The sequence below is a fragment of the Bradyrhizobium sp. UFLA05-125 genome (assembly GCF_059803515.1).
The window spans coordinates 88,356-103,252 of sequence record NZ_JBANBJ010000012.1; the positions used below are offsets into that span (position 1 = coordinate 88,356).

A 14,897-nucleotide genomic window follows, 5' to 3' on the forward strand; every position below is an offset into this window, starting at 1 on the left:
TTGTTTCGAGCCCCGCGACCACCGCGGCCTCGATGGCGATCTGACGGCCGAAGACGATCGGCGACGCACCCGCTTTTCTGCGGGCCGGAGCGTTAAGCGGAGGACGTCGGCGGGGAGACTTTCTTGCCTCGCGAGGAATGGGCGTAGCCCAGGGGAAGAAAGTCTCAACCGACGGCGTTGCGGCTCAGACGATCGAGGCGCAGCCGGTCTTCGGCCAGATCAAGCCAACGAGGCGAGGTGCGTCCGAGCGCTGAACACAGACTTAAGCGGGAAAAGACGTGGCAGAGCTCGCTTTGCAGTACAAGAAGGCGACCGGTTTCGACGTAGAGAAAGAAAGAGCATGCGGGAAAAGGCGACTTTGCCGGCGGGCAATAGCCACAGCCGATAGCTATCATCGACCGCGCATAAAGGGCCGAATGACGCCGGCACAGCGCTATCGAGCGCCACCAAGGTCGCCATGTCCTGAGAAATTCATCAACGAGATGGCCTGGACACCCCGTTAGAGCAAAGCAACCCTAGAGTAGCGGAAGGAGGCTTCCTCTGCCGTCGCGGACGTCAGAACCGGTTGGGGCAGATTTGGTTACCCCGCCCGGCTTCACTCCTCGCTCGAAGACGCCGATCTGCGTCCAGGCTCTCCAGGCGATGAAGATTGCGCCGACGCAAGCGAAGGTCTCACGCCAGAACGGCCATGGTACGGCGATCTGCGATAACGCGAGCGTCACGTGGTAACCAGCAATTCCTGCCGGGACGGCAAAAACCGCGCCGATCATGCCGCGCACAAAGATCAGCCGCGCCATGGAATGGGCAAGCTGACCAATGGCGAGCGTCAAGGCAGCACTGATGATGGCGACAATGAGCGCACCAGCAATTCCGCCGCCGCGATCCAACGCCATTACAGCGGCGCTGACTGCAACAAAGAATGGGAGCGCATATACTGCGAGAGCAAAGGTCAGCCACAACAGGAGGCCGAGCCCAGCGAGATTGAGGGCAAGTCCAAGGGCAAGCACGGTGGTGGTCCCCGTTCATAGATGTAGGGATTGCGCCTTCCACCACCACCACGGCGCAACTTAACGTATAGAACGAAAACGTGATGAAATCGAGACACAAATCCGCGTTGTATGGGAGATGCAACTCTGTTCTCCGGCGATTGAGTTCTCGAGAAAGATTTAGCCGGGCTGTGAGCTTTTGGCTGAATAAGGACGGGCTCACCAGCGGCCCTCGCCAAATTTTGCAAAACAGGATGATCTTATAACCTAGGTCTTTTTTACTGAGTTGGGAGCTCGTTTCAGCGTTAGCAGGCTCCGCTACTTGCGAAATGGTCCGTCACCGAACCTGCTTTTTCGGCGCATTCAACGCAGGAAAGCGGTCGGATGGATGTCCACAATCGATGGCTGACATGTCTTGGACACCATCTCTGCAAAAGCCCCTATCTAGGCTCAAATTCGGGTAGGGTGGTCATCGCACGACCTCAGGAATAGTAAAATTCTGGGCTCCCGATGGCTAAGGGTGCGAAGCGCGCCTTCAAGCCAGCGCATCGGCAGCATCCCTGATCGCGAGGTAGAACGCCAACATTGCGCTACGTTTGAGCACCCGGCTATCGACCTCATTTGATCCGCTTGCCTTCTATTGCAAGCTGCGGTCATTGAACCCGGCCCCTTTGTGGCCCACCGGCATGGCCTTTGTGCTTATTCAGGTCCTTGATGACGAACGAGTCGGCCAGGATATAGTTCTAAACCGCGAGATTATCCCCCGCTCATGGGATCGCGGCGCGACTTCACCAGGAAGAAGCGATTCCGCCGCGAGCCGGCCGGAGTCATCGCAAGATTCGAACCTCGAAGCTGCCGCAAACGATCCGCCACTGTGCTGCATGAACTCTACTTGCGACCGGCCCCCAAGAGAAATGGACGAATTGGCCAGGACACGAATTCCGATTATAACTCCTTCTTCATGCTTCCTCCTCTGCCGGCTGCCCTTTGGTACTTTCAGGAGCTGAAGAAAAAGCCCCGTAACAAGCCTTTTCACCCTTGTAGTTGGCCAGGGCCTCGAGCAGCGGCGGCACGAAGTGCTGTTTCGCTTCCTCCTGCATGGGCTTCGGATAGTCCAGCGATCTCAGCGCCAGTTCGACCAACTCGATCGCTCGTTCTTTCTTGCCGCTCTCATAGTAGTACTGAGCGACCGCCCCATACGACAGGAACTTATAGCCGTCGCCTTGCGGGGGATTTAGGGCCAGGATGTGTTCGGACAAATCCCTCCCCATCGCAAAGCGCTCGGCACGCGGGAGGTGGAAGGTATCCTTCGCCGGATCGAAGAGTTGGCTTATAGCCATAGTCATCCACCCCTCGGACTTTTTGTCGATCGCGTCGCGAACCAATTGGCGCATGACGGACAAGCCGGTCTGCATGTCGCGCATTTTGTGAAGCAACAGATTGGCATGGCTCACGCGGAACTCGATTTTGTCTGGCATCAAGGCGAGGCCCTCTTCGACGGCCAAGAGCGCCGTTTTCCAATCCTCCGCCTCCATCGCCGGCCGAAGTTTGGCGTAGATCTGCTTGGTCAGCGCTCGTTCGCGCGTTACGCGTTGGTTTTCGTCGATCCGCTTCGTATCGGCGATTTTAGATTCATCGCTGGTGCGCCAGATGCCGTTGAGAACTTTCGGCAAAACGTCATCAAGTTGCGCTGGATGACCGATAAAGGCGATGTGGCCGTCACGGTCGACGACGAAGGAGGTGGGAATCCCGGAAGAAGAACTGGGCTCCATCCAACTCTTGTTCATTTCGCCTGCGTAGTCGAACGCGATCCAATAGTTCAGGTTCGGGAACTTTTCGGTCAACCACGCGTCCAGCTTGGTTCGAGCCTCGTCGGCTGTTGGAGCTTTTTCGTGGGCTGCGACTCCGACGACCTCAAGCCCGCTGTCCCTGTATTTCTCTTGCAGCTGCACCAGATGGGGCATCGCCGCCACACATGGTCCGCACCAAGTTGCCCAAAATTCGACGACGTACACTTTCCCGGGCTGGAATTTCGTGAGGGGCTGTCCACGCAGCCAGCTCTCCACTTCGATCGGAGGAGCCCGCGACTCGAAGCGTAGCACCATGTTGTTCTCCAAAGCTATCGCGAAATGTTGCGCGAGTTTATGCGCGAGTTTGTTTCTCTCTCAGAAACGACGCACACCAGCTCAAGTGAAGGAGAGCATCGCTCGTCTTACCGTCTGCTCAGACCTCACTGAGTGTTGCTGCATCCTCAATAGCAACGGACGCGCCAGCGCCGTCTGCGCGCATAAGGGTCTGATTACGCTTTGAAACCTCCACGGCGCCCCAACACGGCCGGTGTTTTGAACCTGACGGGCTTTGTACTATGTCAGAAACTGGACACGAATCGCGAGTGTCGCGCCCGCCGAAAAGAGCGTGGTGTAGCATTGTGAGCCGCCGAACGGAACTAGCTATGGCTCTCCGCCATCAAGCAGGATTAGAGGAGAACGACGATGCAGATCCGGGTCGAAGGAGCCAGGGTCGTGTTCGTGGCAGACAACGATGAAATCGTTCGCGGGCACTGCAGCTTGTGCTGCATGACGAGATCGAGACCGATGAGTTGGCGCCCCCGAAGACGTCTACGACAAAGGCCTCTACCATCAACGGCCGGTCGCACGAGATCGCCTGTGCCATGCGGGCGGAGCGGCCCCATAGACCGAGATCGCGGAAGCGCTGAGCGGGGAGCCGCGAGTGGCGCCGTGTTGCGCGAGAAGGCATTCGGTACGAGATCTGAGAGAGCTTTCATCGAGCCGTGAGTTCCCACACAATGCGGACGTGCCCGCCTGGTATCGATGGTCGGAAATATGCACATCATTTCGTCGGTAGCGGCACCCGGTCGGATTAGAAGGTGCTGGGCAAGGTACGCTAGATGGCCCTGCCGGCGTTGAACGCCAGGGCCCGATCGAAGCTTGGATCATCGAAGACACCGGATTCTCAAGCAGGGGCGACATTCGGCTGGAGTTGCACGGCAAGATTGCGGGCAACTCGGCAAGCAGGATAGTTGCCAAGTGACGGTGTCACTGTCGATTGCCAACCACCACGCCAGCCTGCCTGTCCCCTTTATCTTCAGAAGGAATGGGCTGAGGTTGCGATCGGCGGCGCAAGGTGGGCATTCCTGCCGAAGTAGGCTTCCGGACAAAGCCGGACATCGCGCTGGAGCAGTTGCAGTGGGCCTGTGCGACCGGCCTTCCGCGCGGTGTCGTGCTGACGGACGCAGGCTATGGCAACAACAGCGATCTGCGCGCGGAGATCACGGCGCCGGGATTGACCTATGTGGCAGGTCTTCTGTCGACCACAACGGTATGGGCGGCCGGCACCGGCCCCTTGCCGCCGGAGCCATGGTCGGGCCGCGGCCGGCACGATCACTAGGAGCATGAGGAGCTTCATTCGTCCTCAGTGTGGGTGCCCCTCTCCGCGGCCGATGAACTCGAACACCGAATCTGCCTTTTTGATCTCGCGTGCGATATGCTCCAATATCCGGATCATAGATGCTGGCGTCGGTGCAAGACCTGCTCGATGGCAGGCAAGTTCCAAATGATGCATCACCTGTTCGTGGGTGGGAGCGACCCGATTCTGCAGAGCGCTGATTGTCAATGATGCGAGCATGTACTCGACTACGCATTTTTCTGCTCGACTCAATACTGATTGCCCTCTTGATCGTCGCCTCTGTCCTGAAATCAGTTATCGGCAAAAGTGTGTGCACTGCGAGCAATCTGCACCAGTGAGCACGCACGTTGCGGATGGGCAACGCGCTTGATGCGGTGAGTTTCGCTTAAGCGTCCTGGCGTCCGCGAGCGAAGAGGCACCGGCGCGCGAAGGACTTGGCCGAGATCGGGCCAAGACGTTTGTCTTGGCCCGAGGCGCGAGCCACTCGAGGGTTTAGTCGAGAAAAGCGGAGAACGATCAGAAATCGCGACGCGGATCTAAATCTTCATCGTCTCTGAGGGGCCCGCACTCTTCGGCGTGCCTGGCCAGCTTGTCGTATTCCTCGGCGATTTTCAGAAGCCTGTCTCTGGGTTTGCCGGGCTCCAGCAAATCGGCCTTGGTCCGCGTTGCTTGCGCACGACGTCGCCAGAGATGCGGATCGTAGATTGGTCTGTATGGGGTCATGTAAAAGAAGATGCAATTCGTAGATCAAAAAAGTGCGACAGCCGCCCTCCGTATCATTACGTAGGGCCGCATCAGCAAAGCGTCGATAATGTCGCAGCACCGCCCCGTAAGCTAAGATTCTTGAGCGCTGCCTAAGCCGCTTTGCAGAGCGATGCGCGCGGCATCATTGGCCGCCTTGCAATGCTCCATGATGAGATCAAAGAGCTTAGGCATGAAAGTTCTCGAGATCTTGCCTCGTACTCGTCTTTTAGAAGATCTGCGCTTTTCAGACGGAGACGTCAGCAGACGGCGGCATTTCGCCGCCCCGGCGCGAAGCGAATGGTTTTCACTCCCTTGCAACTGCGATTACCGGGATTAGACGGCGCATCGGATATCGCAAAACCGTGACGCCACTTCGTGAACCTTACGTACGAGGTTGTGACGTTAGGTTGGCTTCGCTGCCGCTTGTGTGTGGTGGCAGCACATGTTGTCGTAAGGACAACATACCTGATGTCGGGAATGCGCCAAGCTGTTTGCGAATATGACATCGGGCAGGTTGCTGCTTGCGCGGCTAGTGGTCCTTGTGGAGGAGAAGAGTATATGCAGTTTAGTGCGAGAGGCCTGTCGATCCTGTTGTCCTTGCTTTTGGCTGCAAGCGTGAGCACGATCGCCAAGGCTGATGATCCCTCGCCGAAATACGCCGAGGTGCTCAGCGCCCTGCAGGCCGGCAAGGATGTCAGGCTCGTACTGGATCTCAGCCGCTGTACCACCGTCGATGGCGGTAAGCCCGGGCCGGCTGTGCAGGGCGGACTAGTTATCAGCGCCTTCAGGGTGAGCACGCAGCACGGCATCAGCTTTGCCAATGCGCACCAAACGGTGGACAGCTCGGGACACCCGGTGACGGAATACATTCGCCACAGCCTCAGCCGCGAAGGCAAGCTCACAGTGCGGGCCTCCAAGCTGACTGTCGGGGCGACCGAAGTCGTCAACCAGGGCGAATTCGTCTGCGAACTACCGGACGGCGCGAAGTTCGTCTGGTAATAGGAAGAACTGCGCACGACCGCGGTCCGGTTTCGCCTTCCTAGCGGCGGGATTCGGAGAGCAAGCGAGCGCCAAAAGATCCGCGGTGGGGACCATCATTGCTGATGGCCCCTGCACGGATTCTTCGAGCAGAACCATTTTGAGCGCTCGACTCCCATTTTGAGTGTCTCACAGAAACGCGCTTGCGACGAACCACGAGTCCTTCGCTTCAGCGAAGCGCCCATTGCGCGGACGTCCGCTGAAGGGGTGAGTAGGCCGGGGACCGCCGGCCTCTCGTAGAACCGAGCGTGACACTCTCGCGTCACTCGGCTCCCATCAGGCAAACACGCCGGTCATACCGAGCCGCCAATGTACGAAAAGGCTCGCGCTCGCCCGCGACAGCTTTTGCAAAAACTGGCTCGCGCGAATCTTGTGGGCTTTAAAGCGTTTGAACTTGCGCGTCGCCCAAGCCAATAGCGTCTGATTGACGTACCGGAGCAAGGGAGCGAGCGCCGACGGCGCATATCGCCCATAGTAGTTGATCCACCCCCGAAGGAGCGGGTTCAGACTATGGGCAATTTCGGCCAGCGACAACTCGGTTCGACGTCGGATGTTCAACTCCCGGATCGTCGCCCGCATAGACTTCAGTGCAGAGGGGCTCACGGCGGGTTGAATCCGCAGAACAACGTATTGTCCCGCGACTTCTTAACCAGCCGAGGCCGAAAGCAGTATCCAAGGAAATCAAACTTGATGTTCGGATACTGACCTTTGCGCGTTTCGTCCGCAGTAGACGATCTTGGTTTTTGTCGGATGCATTTCCAGACGGCACTCCGCCAAACGTGCCTGAAGCGCGGCCTTGACGGCCTGGGCTTCTAGCTCGTTTCGGCAATGAATAAGACCGTCATCGGCATATCGACACCATGGAAGGTCGGAGTATGTCCGCGCCATCCAGAGATCAAACGCGTAATGCATGAACAGATTCGAGAGAATCGGGCTGACAACTCCGCCTTGAGGGGTACCACACGTACGCTCCACCCTCGTTCCATCCTCGAGTTCCATCGGCGCCCTCAGCCATCTTTCGATGTAGAGCAACGCCCATCTGCATTGCACGTGCTTTCGGACAGCACGCAGCAAGAGTTCGTGGTCGATATTGTCGAACAGACCTTTTATGTCGAACTCTAGAACCCAATCGTATTTCCAGCAGCGCCCACGCGTGACACCTATGGCATCGAGAGCCGATTTCATCGGTCGATATCCATACGAGTCTGCCAGAAAGATTGGATCCAGATCAGGCTCGATGAGTTGTTTTACAACCGTCTGAGCTACGCGATCTGCTACGGTGGGCACCCCCAAAATCCGCTCACCTCCAGACTTCTTAGGTATGGAGACGGCGCGCACCGGCGGCGGAAAGTAGCTCCCCGAGCTCATTCTGTTCCAGAGGTCGGCGGGTTCACTTTCGTTCGTCTCCCGGACGCACACCTGCTCAGGATCATACCCTGAGCTTTTCCTCCAACGCTCACGACCACGGCTTTTGACCGCAGCCGCCTGGAGTGGTTTGAGACCCGCTCCTGAAAGCCGATCTCGGGGGCCTGCCCCCATCTTCCACGCAGCTGTACGACAGGTGTTATCGTCTCATATTCCCTCCTTTCTATCTGTCTCTGCAGCACACTGAAGCCGAGGAACTTGAAGGTTTACCGTCTGCCATACCGGCGCGGACTGCGACGGTTCGCCGCGAAGCGGCTAATGGTCACGAACCAGTCTTCCAAAATGTTCGCCTTCAGCCATTCCTGGATAAGGCCAATCATGCACGGATCAGCCGTCTGGTGCTTCGGAAAACAAATCGGCGCGTCCGTTGTCCTTCTCCCCAACCGACGCCGTAGATCCTGTGCATCTCGGCGTGGGCGCGGCAGATCATTGCTCGCTTGATTTGACGACCCGCAACTGCTCCGATCGCGAGCGCAAATAGGCAGGCCAGATAAGCATTCGTCCAATCCCGATAGACATTTGAGGCCATCAGGGAACAACGCGACCAGTATCGCGCTTCTGCGGATCAATCGCATTTTCTAAAAATCGCCCCCAGCCCAGGTGCGCACGAAAACCGCTATCCGACGAAAAAGCAGCACGGCAGGCGTTTTGCGCTCGACGTCTTTGGTAGGTGCAGGAATTCAACGCAAAAGGGCCGCCCAGCGAGAAAAACACGCGGTCAAGCTTGGACATTTGTCCGAGGAAACACTGGACAGGGGCTAGCCGCGGACTCGCATTTGTTATAGCAGCGCCTTTCCGGCAATGTATGGCCTCGCCATGTTGCTTTATCCAATGAGCGTTCAGATGGAAAACTGTGTGATTGTGCGTGCCTACGGAAGACTATTGGATCAGTTGCGCGAAGAGGCATCCCGCGTTTCACGAGGACACAAGGCGGACTGGTCGATTGAGCGTTGCGACAAAGGGGCACGGTTTTGTTTCGAGGACGCGGAAGCGAAAAAGGCGTTCGCATCGATGTGCGAAAACCTCGGTGTTTCGTATACGGAATCTTAGGTAGGTGATCCGAATCAGAGGCCGGCTGACGGAAGGTAACCGATGAATACCGCGGGATAGCTTAGCACCTGGCCATTGGCGTGCGTCTGCTCTCGCGAAGCGGCAGCAATCGGAGCAAGCGCTCTCTGTGCATCATCGCAAGCGCAAATAGTGGCACTCCAAACAATCGAAGAGAGCCGCCACCGAATCCCGGTCCGATGCACGCGTTGAGTTTCGCCACATCGCTCCGTTCAACTTGCTGCGCCGCCGCTTTCATCGGCCGCAAAGACGGCGCTCACGCGCCGTCCCTGCCAAACTTCCAGACCGGAATGCCAAGCTTTTTTGCCTTATCGGCGAGGTTATCCTGAATGCCTGTGCCGGGAAAATGCATGATTCCGATCGGCATGACCTCCAGCATCACATCGTTGCGCTTGAATGGTGCGGCCTTCGCATGTTTCGTCCAGTCCGGCCTGAAGGCGATCTGCGGCACTTTCCGATTGCTGGCCCATTTTGCAGCGATCAACTCGGCGCCTTTCGGCGATCCGCCGTGGAGCAGAACCATATCGGGATGCTTCGCGCGGACCTTGTCAAGCCGATCCCAGACGAGCGAGACGTCATTGAAATCGAGCCCACCGGTGAACGCGATCTTTGGTCCGGGTGGAAGCATGACCTCGGTTTCGGCCCGACGCCTGGCAGCGATAAAATCGCGACTGTCGATCATCGCGGCCGTGAGGTTACGATGGCTGACGACTGAGCCGGAGCGCGGCCGCCAAGGCGAACCCGTGTGGACTTCGAAATATTCGGCGGCCAGATCGCGAAGGAGCTCCATGGTGTTGCGGCGTTCAATGAGCGTGATGCCCTGGGCAGTGAGCCGTTCGAGCTCGACGGATCGCACTTCCGAACCGTTCTGCTCGCGTTGGCTCCTCTGCTGCGCTTGCTCGTTGGCATCGAGCTCGCGTTCAATGCGGTCCGCTGCGCGATGAAAAAGGTTGACGGTCGACCACAGCAAGTCATCAAGGTCGCCTTCGAGGCGCGTGTCATTCAGGGTCGAGACGAGCGCATCGAAGATGTCGGCGATGGCGCCGGTGATGGCCTTGCTTTCGGGAAGCGGCCGTGGATCGGGCTCATCCTGCAAGGGATGGAAACCGAAGAGCTGAAGTTCAGCGAGAACGTGATCGGTCGGGGACGAAGCATGTGGCGCCTCGAAATGAGGGTCGTCGTGGTCGGTCGTCATGGGTGAGGTCCTTTGCCGAATCGGCCGCGCCCATCGCGGCCTTCGTGGCGATCACCTGACGGCGAGCGGAACGGACCAGAACCCGAAGCGAAGCGGCGGGCCGAAGCAGAGCGAAGGATGGAAGAGGCACGGCTATTTTGTTTCGCGCTGCAAAGGCGCGGAACGCGCCGGCGGAAAATAGCCGTGACTTCTGCCATTGCCGGGCCGTACCGCTTGCCGTGCGATCGCCCTTGAGAAGGCAAGGGGCGGCTCTATCGGCGATGGCAACCTCACAAGGAGCGATCATGACGAGCATTGCGAGCATCCGCTTGAACGGACCTCGAAACGCGATCGGACGCATGAGTCGCGCGGCGTATTGCACAGTATGAGCTGCAAGCCAGGCGAAATTCATCGCGGCCGAAGCGTGCATATCCTCCTCGGGGCGCCAGACTACGATGCGTCGAACATGGAAGACAAACGCTAGAGTCTACTAGCGTGTTGCTCTGCCCATTCGGTCGGCTTCCGCCTCAGTACAGAACTCGCGCGCGCCACGGTCATTCGACAGGTTGATCTGAGCGAATTGACCGGACACGCGATAGATGCGCTGTCCCCGTCGTATCACGCTCCCCTTGATCACGCATGACGGCGATGACACAGCCGGAAGCGCGACTTCGCCGAGAAGGAGGCTTTTAGCGTTGATCGGCTAAGATCGCACCAAGAACGAGCGTCGTCTTGTTCCGGTGCCGCCGATCCCACGGCGCGGATGCATGTTCCTGACCAACGACACGCACGGGCTTTTCTAGCTGCATGGAAGTATCGGACAAACGAGAGCGCCCTACGTGATCCCACCATCCACGGGCCTGCATCCTCGTCCTCAATGAAGAAGCTACGCAAGCGACCTTGCGTGTTGATCGCCCCCAGCGGTTACATGTCCAACGCCGCACGCTTGAATGCATGATCAGCTTGTTACTTGCAGCAATAACTGCAAGTCATCTCTGACCTCTGGCATCGAAGCAAATTGATCTGCTTCAGGCGCATTGATGCCTGAAAGGTGGATGCTTGCTTGACCGATCCCGATCACATCGCCATCGAGGATGCGGGCAAATTCCGCTGACTTCCGGCACGAGACCGGAGAGGTTACGAGCGCGAGCAATGAGATCACAAACGCGCTATATATCATCCCGTAAACAATGAGACTTGTCGCGTGGGATCAGGCGTGCGCCAGGGGCGCATCGCCTCACTGAAAATGGCACCCGCAGGAGCGTGAGCATAGCGACGCCGAAGGCGGCACGCGGGACCGAGTGCAGCGACGAGACCGGTTAAAAGGGCACCCGGGACAGGGGCAGTGATAACGACGCCGGCATACTTCATGGCGGCGGGCCCCTTTCCCGAGTGCCCCCGGCGAGGAGCTCAGTGTTGTGTTACGCGAGCTGGGGTAATCCGATCCCAGCCAGCCTTCGCTACTCTGCTGGGACCGATTCGGCCCAGCAAGGGAGACGCAACATGGCTTTGTTTGTCGGACTGGATGTTTCGCTCAAGACCACTTCAATTTGTGTCGTCGAGGCGGACGGCTCGCCGGTATGGGAAGGCAAGACCGAAAGCGAACCGACCGCGCTTGTTAAAGCCCTGATAGGATGGCGCGAGAAGATCACGCGGGTCGGCATCGAGGCTTGCCCTTTGTCAGAATGGCTCTACGGCGCGCTGGTCGAGAGTGGTTTTGAGACTGTGTGTATCGAAACGCGCCACGCTCAACGTTTCTTATCCTCGCGGCCGAACAAGACGGATCGTAGCGATGCGCGCGGCATTGCCGAGATGATGCGGCTTGGCCACTACCGGCCGGTGCACGTCAAAAGTAAGGCTCCGCAGATATTGAGGACTGTCCTGATTGCCCGTAGTTCGTCGATCATTTGCTGGCGATCGAAGACAACATTCGCGGCTTGCTGAAGGTGCATGGCCTTAAGTTGGGGCTTGTGCATCGCGCTCGCTTCGCCGCCAAGGTCGAAGCGATGCTTGCTGATGCGCCAGAGTTGAGATTGGCAATTGAACCCTTGCTCGAGATACGCAATGCGATGCGGGTGAAGAAGGCTCTCTTGGACCGTCAGCTTTCGCAAATGGCACGCAAAGACGAGGCCTGCGGGCGCTTGATGACAGTCTCGGGTGTTGGTCCAACCGTGAGCCTGTCCTTCAAGGCAACGATTGACGATCCGACGCGCTTCAAAGATTCCAAGGCTGTAGCGGCACACTTGGGGCTGACACCTCGTGTCTATCAGTCTGGTGAGATTGACCGGTCTGGAAATATCAGTAAGTGCGGTGACAAGATGATGCGCCACGCCCTTTATGAGGCAGCCAACTCGCATCTTCGGATTGCGAAGAAGTGGTCGGTTCTGCGAGCTTGGGGCGTGAAGCTCGGCGAGCGCATAGGTGCGAAGAAGGCATGCGTCGCAGTAGCCAGAAAACTGGCTATCATCATGCACCGTATGTGGCTGGCTGGCACGGACTTCCGCTTTGGCCAGCCGCCTGCCGCGCAAATGACTTAACGATCGTTCCGGCCTAGCCATCTACTCTGCCGAGGACGTAGGGAAGGTCAGTCCGTTTCGATCCCTGTGCGGCTTCAAGCACGTGCTGTGAGCTTGGACGACCTCGCCTCGCCGGATCCCATCATGGAGCGAGCCAATTCGGCCGACTCCGAACAGAAGCGCGGACCAGGCAGAAGCGGTGAGCGGCAACGATCGTTACCCAGAGGGCGGAGACGCTTCGGGGCTCCGGTCGCGGGCGTATGCCTGCGAGTAGAGCGTGACCGACGGAACGGCGGGCCGCCCCCCAACAAGCAGTCTTGACGCTTCTATATCATTTCTATATTCGTTGAAATATGGAAAAGACAGATGCCGTCACGGCGCTTGCTGCGCTAGCGCAGGACAACCGCCTCGATGTGTTCCGGCTGCTGGTGCAGGCGGGTCCCGAGGGCATGCCTGCCGGTGCAGTCGCCGAGGCCCTCGACCTCGCGCCCAACACACTCACCTTTCATTTCGATCGGCTGCGAACGGCGGGACTTGTCACTGTCCGTCGCGAAGGCCGCTCGATGATCTACGCGGCGCAGTTCGAAACCATGAACGCGCTTCTCGGCTTCCTCACTGAAAACTGCTGCGGCGGCGCTCCTTGCACGCCTGTTGCCGCCTGCAAACCCGTGCGCAAGCGCACCAAAATCCCAGCCTGAAAGGACACGCCATGAAGCGTCTGCATGTTCACGTCTCGGTCGAGGACATCCCGCACTCAATCGGCTTCTACTCGGCGCTGTTCGCGGCGCAGCCAACCGTCGTCAAATCCGATTATGCGAAATGGATGCTGGAAGATCCGCGCGTCAATTTCGCGATATCGACGCGCGGACGAGAGCCGGGCCTCGATCACCTTGGCATTCAGGTCGAGAACACAGATGAGTTGCACGAAGTCTATGGCCGGCTGCGCCAGGCTGGCGGCAACGTGATTGAACAGGGCCAGACGACGTGCTGCTACGCGCAATCTGAAAAATCCTGGATCGATGATCCCGCCGGTATCGCCTGGGAGACCTTCCACACAACCGGCGAAAGCACCCTCTATGGCGATGGCACCGGCGAGAACCGGGCGCGTGTTGCCCATGAAAAGCAATCCGCTTGCTGCGCGCCGCAGGCTGCCCCGCAAAAATCGTCAGCCTGTTGCTAACGAAGGAGCGAGCGCGATGGATGCGATCATCTACCACAATCCGGATTGCGGTACATCGCGCAACACGCTCGCGATGATCCGCAACGCTGGTATTGAGCCGCACGTCATCGAGTATTTAAAAACGCCGCCGTCGCGTCCAATACTCAAGCAATTGATCCAGCGCATGGGGATTTCGGCACGTGATCTCCTACGCGAGAAGGGCACGCCGTTTCACGAACTGGGGCTTGGCGACTCGAAGCTGAGCGACGATGAATTGCTGGATGCGATGATGGAGCATCCGATCCTGATCAATCGCCCGATCGTGGTAACGCCAAACGGCGTGAGGCTGTGCCGGCCATCGGAGTTGGTGGTAGACCTATTGCCGCCGCAGCACGGCGTGTTCGTCAAGGAAGACGGCGAGCGCGTCGCCGACCCGCGCGGCCCGGCGGCGGTCTGATGCCTTCGCTCGGCCATCGTCTCGTGGCTGAAACGCTCGGCACGGCCTTCCTTCTCGCCGCCGTGGTCGGCTCTGGCATAATGGCTCAGAGGCTCGCGGGCGGTAACGTCGCGCTTGCGTTGCTCTGCAACACCATCCCGACCGGCGCGATCCTGGTTGTACTCATCTTAATCTTCGGCCCGCTCTCCGGTGCCCATTTCAATCCCGCCGTTACGCTGGCCTTTGCGTGGCGCGGCGATTTGTCGTGGCCCACCGCGGTCCTTTACAATTTTGCGCAAATCGCCGGCGGCATCGTGGGCGTTTGGACTGCGCATCTGATGTTCGAGCTGCCGCTCTGGGAATTGTCGCTGACGGTACGGACCGGAACCGGGCAATGGTTGGCGGAGGGCGTGGCGACCTTCGGGCTCCTTCTCACGATCTTCGGGTGCGTCGCCCGGGCGCCGAGCGCCGTCCCCTATGCCGTCGGCCTTTACATCACCTCGGCCTATTGGTTCACGGCTTCGACTTCGTTCGCCAATCCTGCCGTCACCATCGCACGCTCACTGTCGGACACCTTCGCCGGCATTGCGCCCGGCAGTGTCCTGGCGTTCATAGCCGCACAACTGTTTGGCGCGGCCATAGCGACGGCGCTATCGGGTTGGTTATGGAGCTCGCGGACGAAGCCCGCCTAAATTCCCGCGCCTCTTGGTGAGGGGGTGACGACAGAGCTTTGATAGCGAAGTGGCCGCCACTATCAAAAAATGAGCCCCCGGGGTACCGCAAAAGAGCTTGACGTTCCAGGTCATAGCGCTTTCCGCAAATATTCGGTTGCGTGGATTGGAACGATCGTACCGATTAAAAGATCCGTAGGTCCGTCGCGCCCGAAATATAGGTGTAGCGAACCGAGATAGCCCTGAGCGATCGG

The 14,897-nt window shown here is 58.6% G+C and carries 13 protein-coding genes and 1 pseudogene; 8 read left to right on the top strand and 6 right to left on the bottom strand.

Going from position 1 to position 14,897, the window contains the following annotated elements:
- Positions 1-515: 515 nt before the first annotated feature.
- Both SO156_RS14375 and SO156_RS14380 read right to left on the bottom strand, forming a co-directional pair.
- Positions 516-959, bottom strand: a complete 444-nt coding sequence (locus tag SO156_RS14375) for a hypothetical protein (protein ID WP_498535235.1) — start codon at positions 957-959, stop codon at positions 516-518.
- Between the two features lie 986 nt (positions 960-1,945).
- The gene (locus tag SO156_RS14380; protein ID WP_498535236.1) at positions 1,946-3,091 is read right to left on the bottom strand and encodes a TlpA disulfide reductase family protein; all 1,146 of its coding nucleotides are present in this window, start codon (positions 3,089-3,091) and stop codon (positions 1,946-1,948) included.
- 784 nt (positions 3,092-3,875) lie between these two features.
- Here SO156_RS14380 and SO156_RS14385 point away from each other — a divergent pair.
- Both SO156_RS14385 and SO156_RS14390 read left to right on the top strand, forming a co-directional pair.
- A pseudogene (locus tag SO156_RS14385) lies at positions 3,876-4,382 on the top strand (IS701 family transposase); the annotation flags it as partial.
- 1,332 nt (positions 4,383-5,714) lie between these two features.
- Complete coding sequence (locus SO156_RS14390; protein WP_498535237.1) at positions 5,715-6,155, top strand: VirK family protein; 441 nt, start codon at positions 5,715-5,717, stop codon at positions 6,153-6,155.
- A gap of 315 nt (positions 6,156-6,470) precedes the next feature.
- On the opposite strand, the gene SO156_RS14395 is transcribed toward SO156_RS14390, so the two are convergent.
- From SO156_RS14395 to SO156_RS14410, 4 genes are all read right to left on the bottom strand, one after another.
- Positions 6,471-6,773 (bottom strand): group II intron maturase-specific domain-containing protein, encoded by a 303-nt coding sequence (locus SO156_RS14395; RefSeq protein ID WP_498535300.1) that lies wholly within the window; start codon positions 6,771-6,773, stop codon positions 6,471-6,473.
- A 102-nt stretch (positions 6,774-6,875) separates the two neighbouring features.
- Positions 6,876-7,733, bottom strand: a complete 858-nt coding sequence (locus SO156_RS14400) for a group II intron reverse transcriptase/maturase (RefSeq protein ID WP_498535238.1) — start codon at positions 7,731-7,733, stop codon at positions 6,876-6,878.
- Positions 7,734-8,147: 414 nt separating this feature from the next.
- Positions 8,148-8,351 carry a hypothetical protein gene (locus SO156_RS14405; RefSeq protein ID WP_498535239.1) on the bottom strand — a complete coding sequence of 68 codons (204 nt, stop codon included), beginning with the start codon at positions 8,349-8,351 and terminating at the stop codon, positions 8,148-8,150.
- Positions 8,352-8,943: 592 nt separating this feature from the next.
- The gene (locus SO156_RS14410; protein ID WP_498535240.1) at positions 8,944-9,882 is read right to left on the bottom strand and encodes a DUF2493 domain-containing protein; all 939 of its coding nucleotides are present in this window, start codon (positions 9,880-9,882) and stop codon (positions 8,944-8,946) included.
- A gap of 1,482 nt (positions 9,883-11,364) precedes the next feature.
- On the opposite strand from SO156_RS14410, the gene SO156_RS14415 reads away from it, so the two are divergent.
- The 6 genes from SO156_RS14415 (at position 11,365) to SO156_RS14440 (ending at position 14,664) form a co-directional block, all read left to right on the top strand.
- Entirely contained in the window at positions 11,365-11,805 is a 441-nt protein-coding gene (locus tag SO156_RS14415) for an IS110 family transposase (RefSeq protein ID WP_498535241.1), read from the top strand.
- A complete protein-coding gene (locus tag SO156_RS14420) occupies positions 11,769-12,398 on the top strand; it encodes an IS110 family RNA-guided transposase (RefSeq protein ID WP_498535242.1) in 630 nt (209 codons plus the stop codon). The genes SO156_RS14415 and SO156_RS14420 overlap by 37 nt, the downstream gene beginning before the upstream one ends.
- Positions 12,399-12,730: 332 nt before the next feature.
- A complete protein-coding gene (locus SO156_RS14425; RefSeq protein ID WP_498535243.1) occupies positions 12,731-13,075 on the top strand; it encodes an ArsR/SmtB family transcription factor in 345 nt (114 codons plus the stop codon).
- Positions 13,076-13,086: 11 nt separating this feature from the next.
- Positions 13,087-13,557, top strand: coding sequence for an ArsI/CadI family heavy metal resistance metalloenzyme (locus tag SO156_RS14430; RefSeq protein ID WP_498535244.1), 471 nt, complete (start codon positions 13,087-13,089; stop codon positions 13,555-13,557).
- Positions 13,558-13,573: 16 nt separating this feature from the next.
- On the top strand, positions 13,574-13,993 hold the full coding sequence (gene arsC / locus SO156_RS14435; RefSeq protein WP_498535245.1) for an arsenate reductase (glutaredoxin): 420 nt from the start codon (positions 13,574-13,576) through the stop codon (positions 13,991-13,993).
- A complete protein-coding gene (locus SO156_RS14440; RefSeq protein ID WP_498535246.1) occupies positions 13,993-14,664 on the top strand; it encodes an aquaporin in 672 nt (223 codons plus the stop codon). The genes arsC and SO156_RS14440 overlap by 1 nt, the downstream gene beginning before the upstream one ends.
- Positions 14,665-14,897 lie beyond the last annotated feature (233 nt).

What these genes read in the sequence shown, in the direction of transcription:
- SO156_RS14380 (WP_498535236.1), bottom strand. Translation starts at nt 3,091, where the DNA reads ATGGTGCTACGCTTCGAGTCGCGGGCTCCTCCGATCGAAGTGGAGAGC.
- SO156_RS14390 (WP_498535237.1), top strand. Translation starts at nt 5,715, where the DNA reads ATGCAGTTTAGTGCGAGAGGCCTGTCGATCCTGTTGTCCTTGCTTTTG.
- SO156_RS14395 (WP_498535300.1), bottom strand. Translation starts at nt 6,773, where the DNA reads ATGCGGGCGACGATCCGGGAGTTGAACATCCGACGTCGAACCGAGTTG.
- SO156_RS14400 (WP_498535238.1), bottom strand. Translation starts at nt 7,733, where the DNA reads ATGGGGGCAGGCCCCCGAGATCGGCTTTCAGGAGCGGGTCTCAAACCA.
- SO156_RS14405 (WP_498535239.1), bottom strand. Translation starts at nt 8,351, where the DNA reads ATGTCCAAGCTTGACCGCGTGTTTTTCTCGCTGGGCGGCCCTTTTGCG.
- SO156_RS14410 (WP_498535240.1), bottom strand. Translation starts at nt 9,882, where the DNA reads ATGACGACCGACCACGACGACCCTCATTTCGAGGCGCCACATGCTTCG.
- SO156_RS14415 (WP_498535241.1), top strand. Translation starts at nt 11,365, where the DNA reads ATGGCTTTGTTTGTCGGACTGGATGTTTCGCTCAAGACCACTTCAATT.
- SO156_RS14425 (WP_498535243.1), top strand. Translation starts at nt 12,731, where the DNA reads ATGGAAAAGACAGATGCCGTCACGGCGCTTGCTGCGCTAGCGCAGGAC.
- SO156_RS14430 (WP_498535244.1), top strand. Translation starts at nt 13,087, where the DNA reads ATGAAGCGTCTGCATGTTCACGTCTCGGTCGAGGACATCCCGCACTCA.
- arsC (WP_498535245.1), top strand. Translation starts at nt 13,574, where the DNA reads ATGGATGCGATCATCTACCACAATCCGGATTGCGGTACATCGCGCAAC.
- SO156_RS14440 (WP_498535246.1), top strand. Translation starts at nt 13,993, where the DNA reads ATGCCTTCGCTCGGCCATCGTCTCGTGGCTGAAACGCTCGGCACGGCC.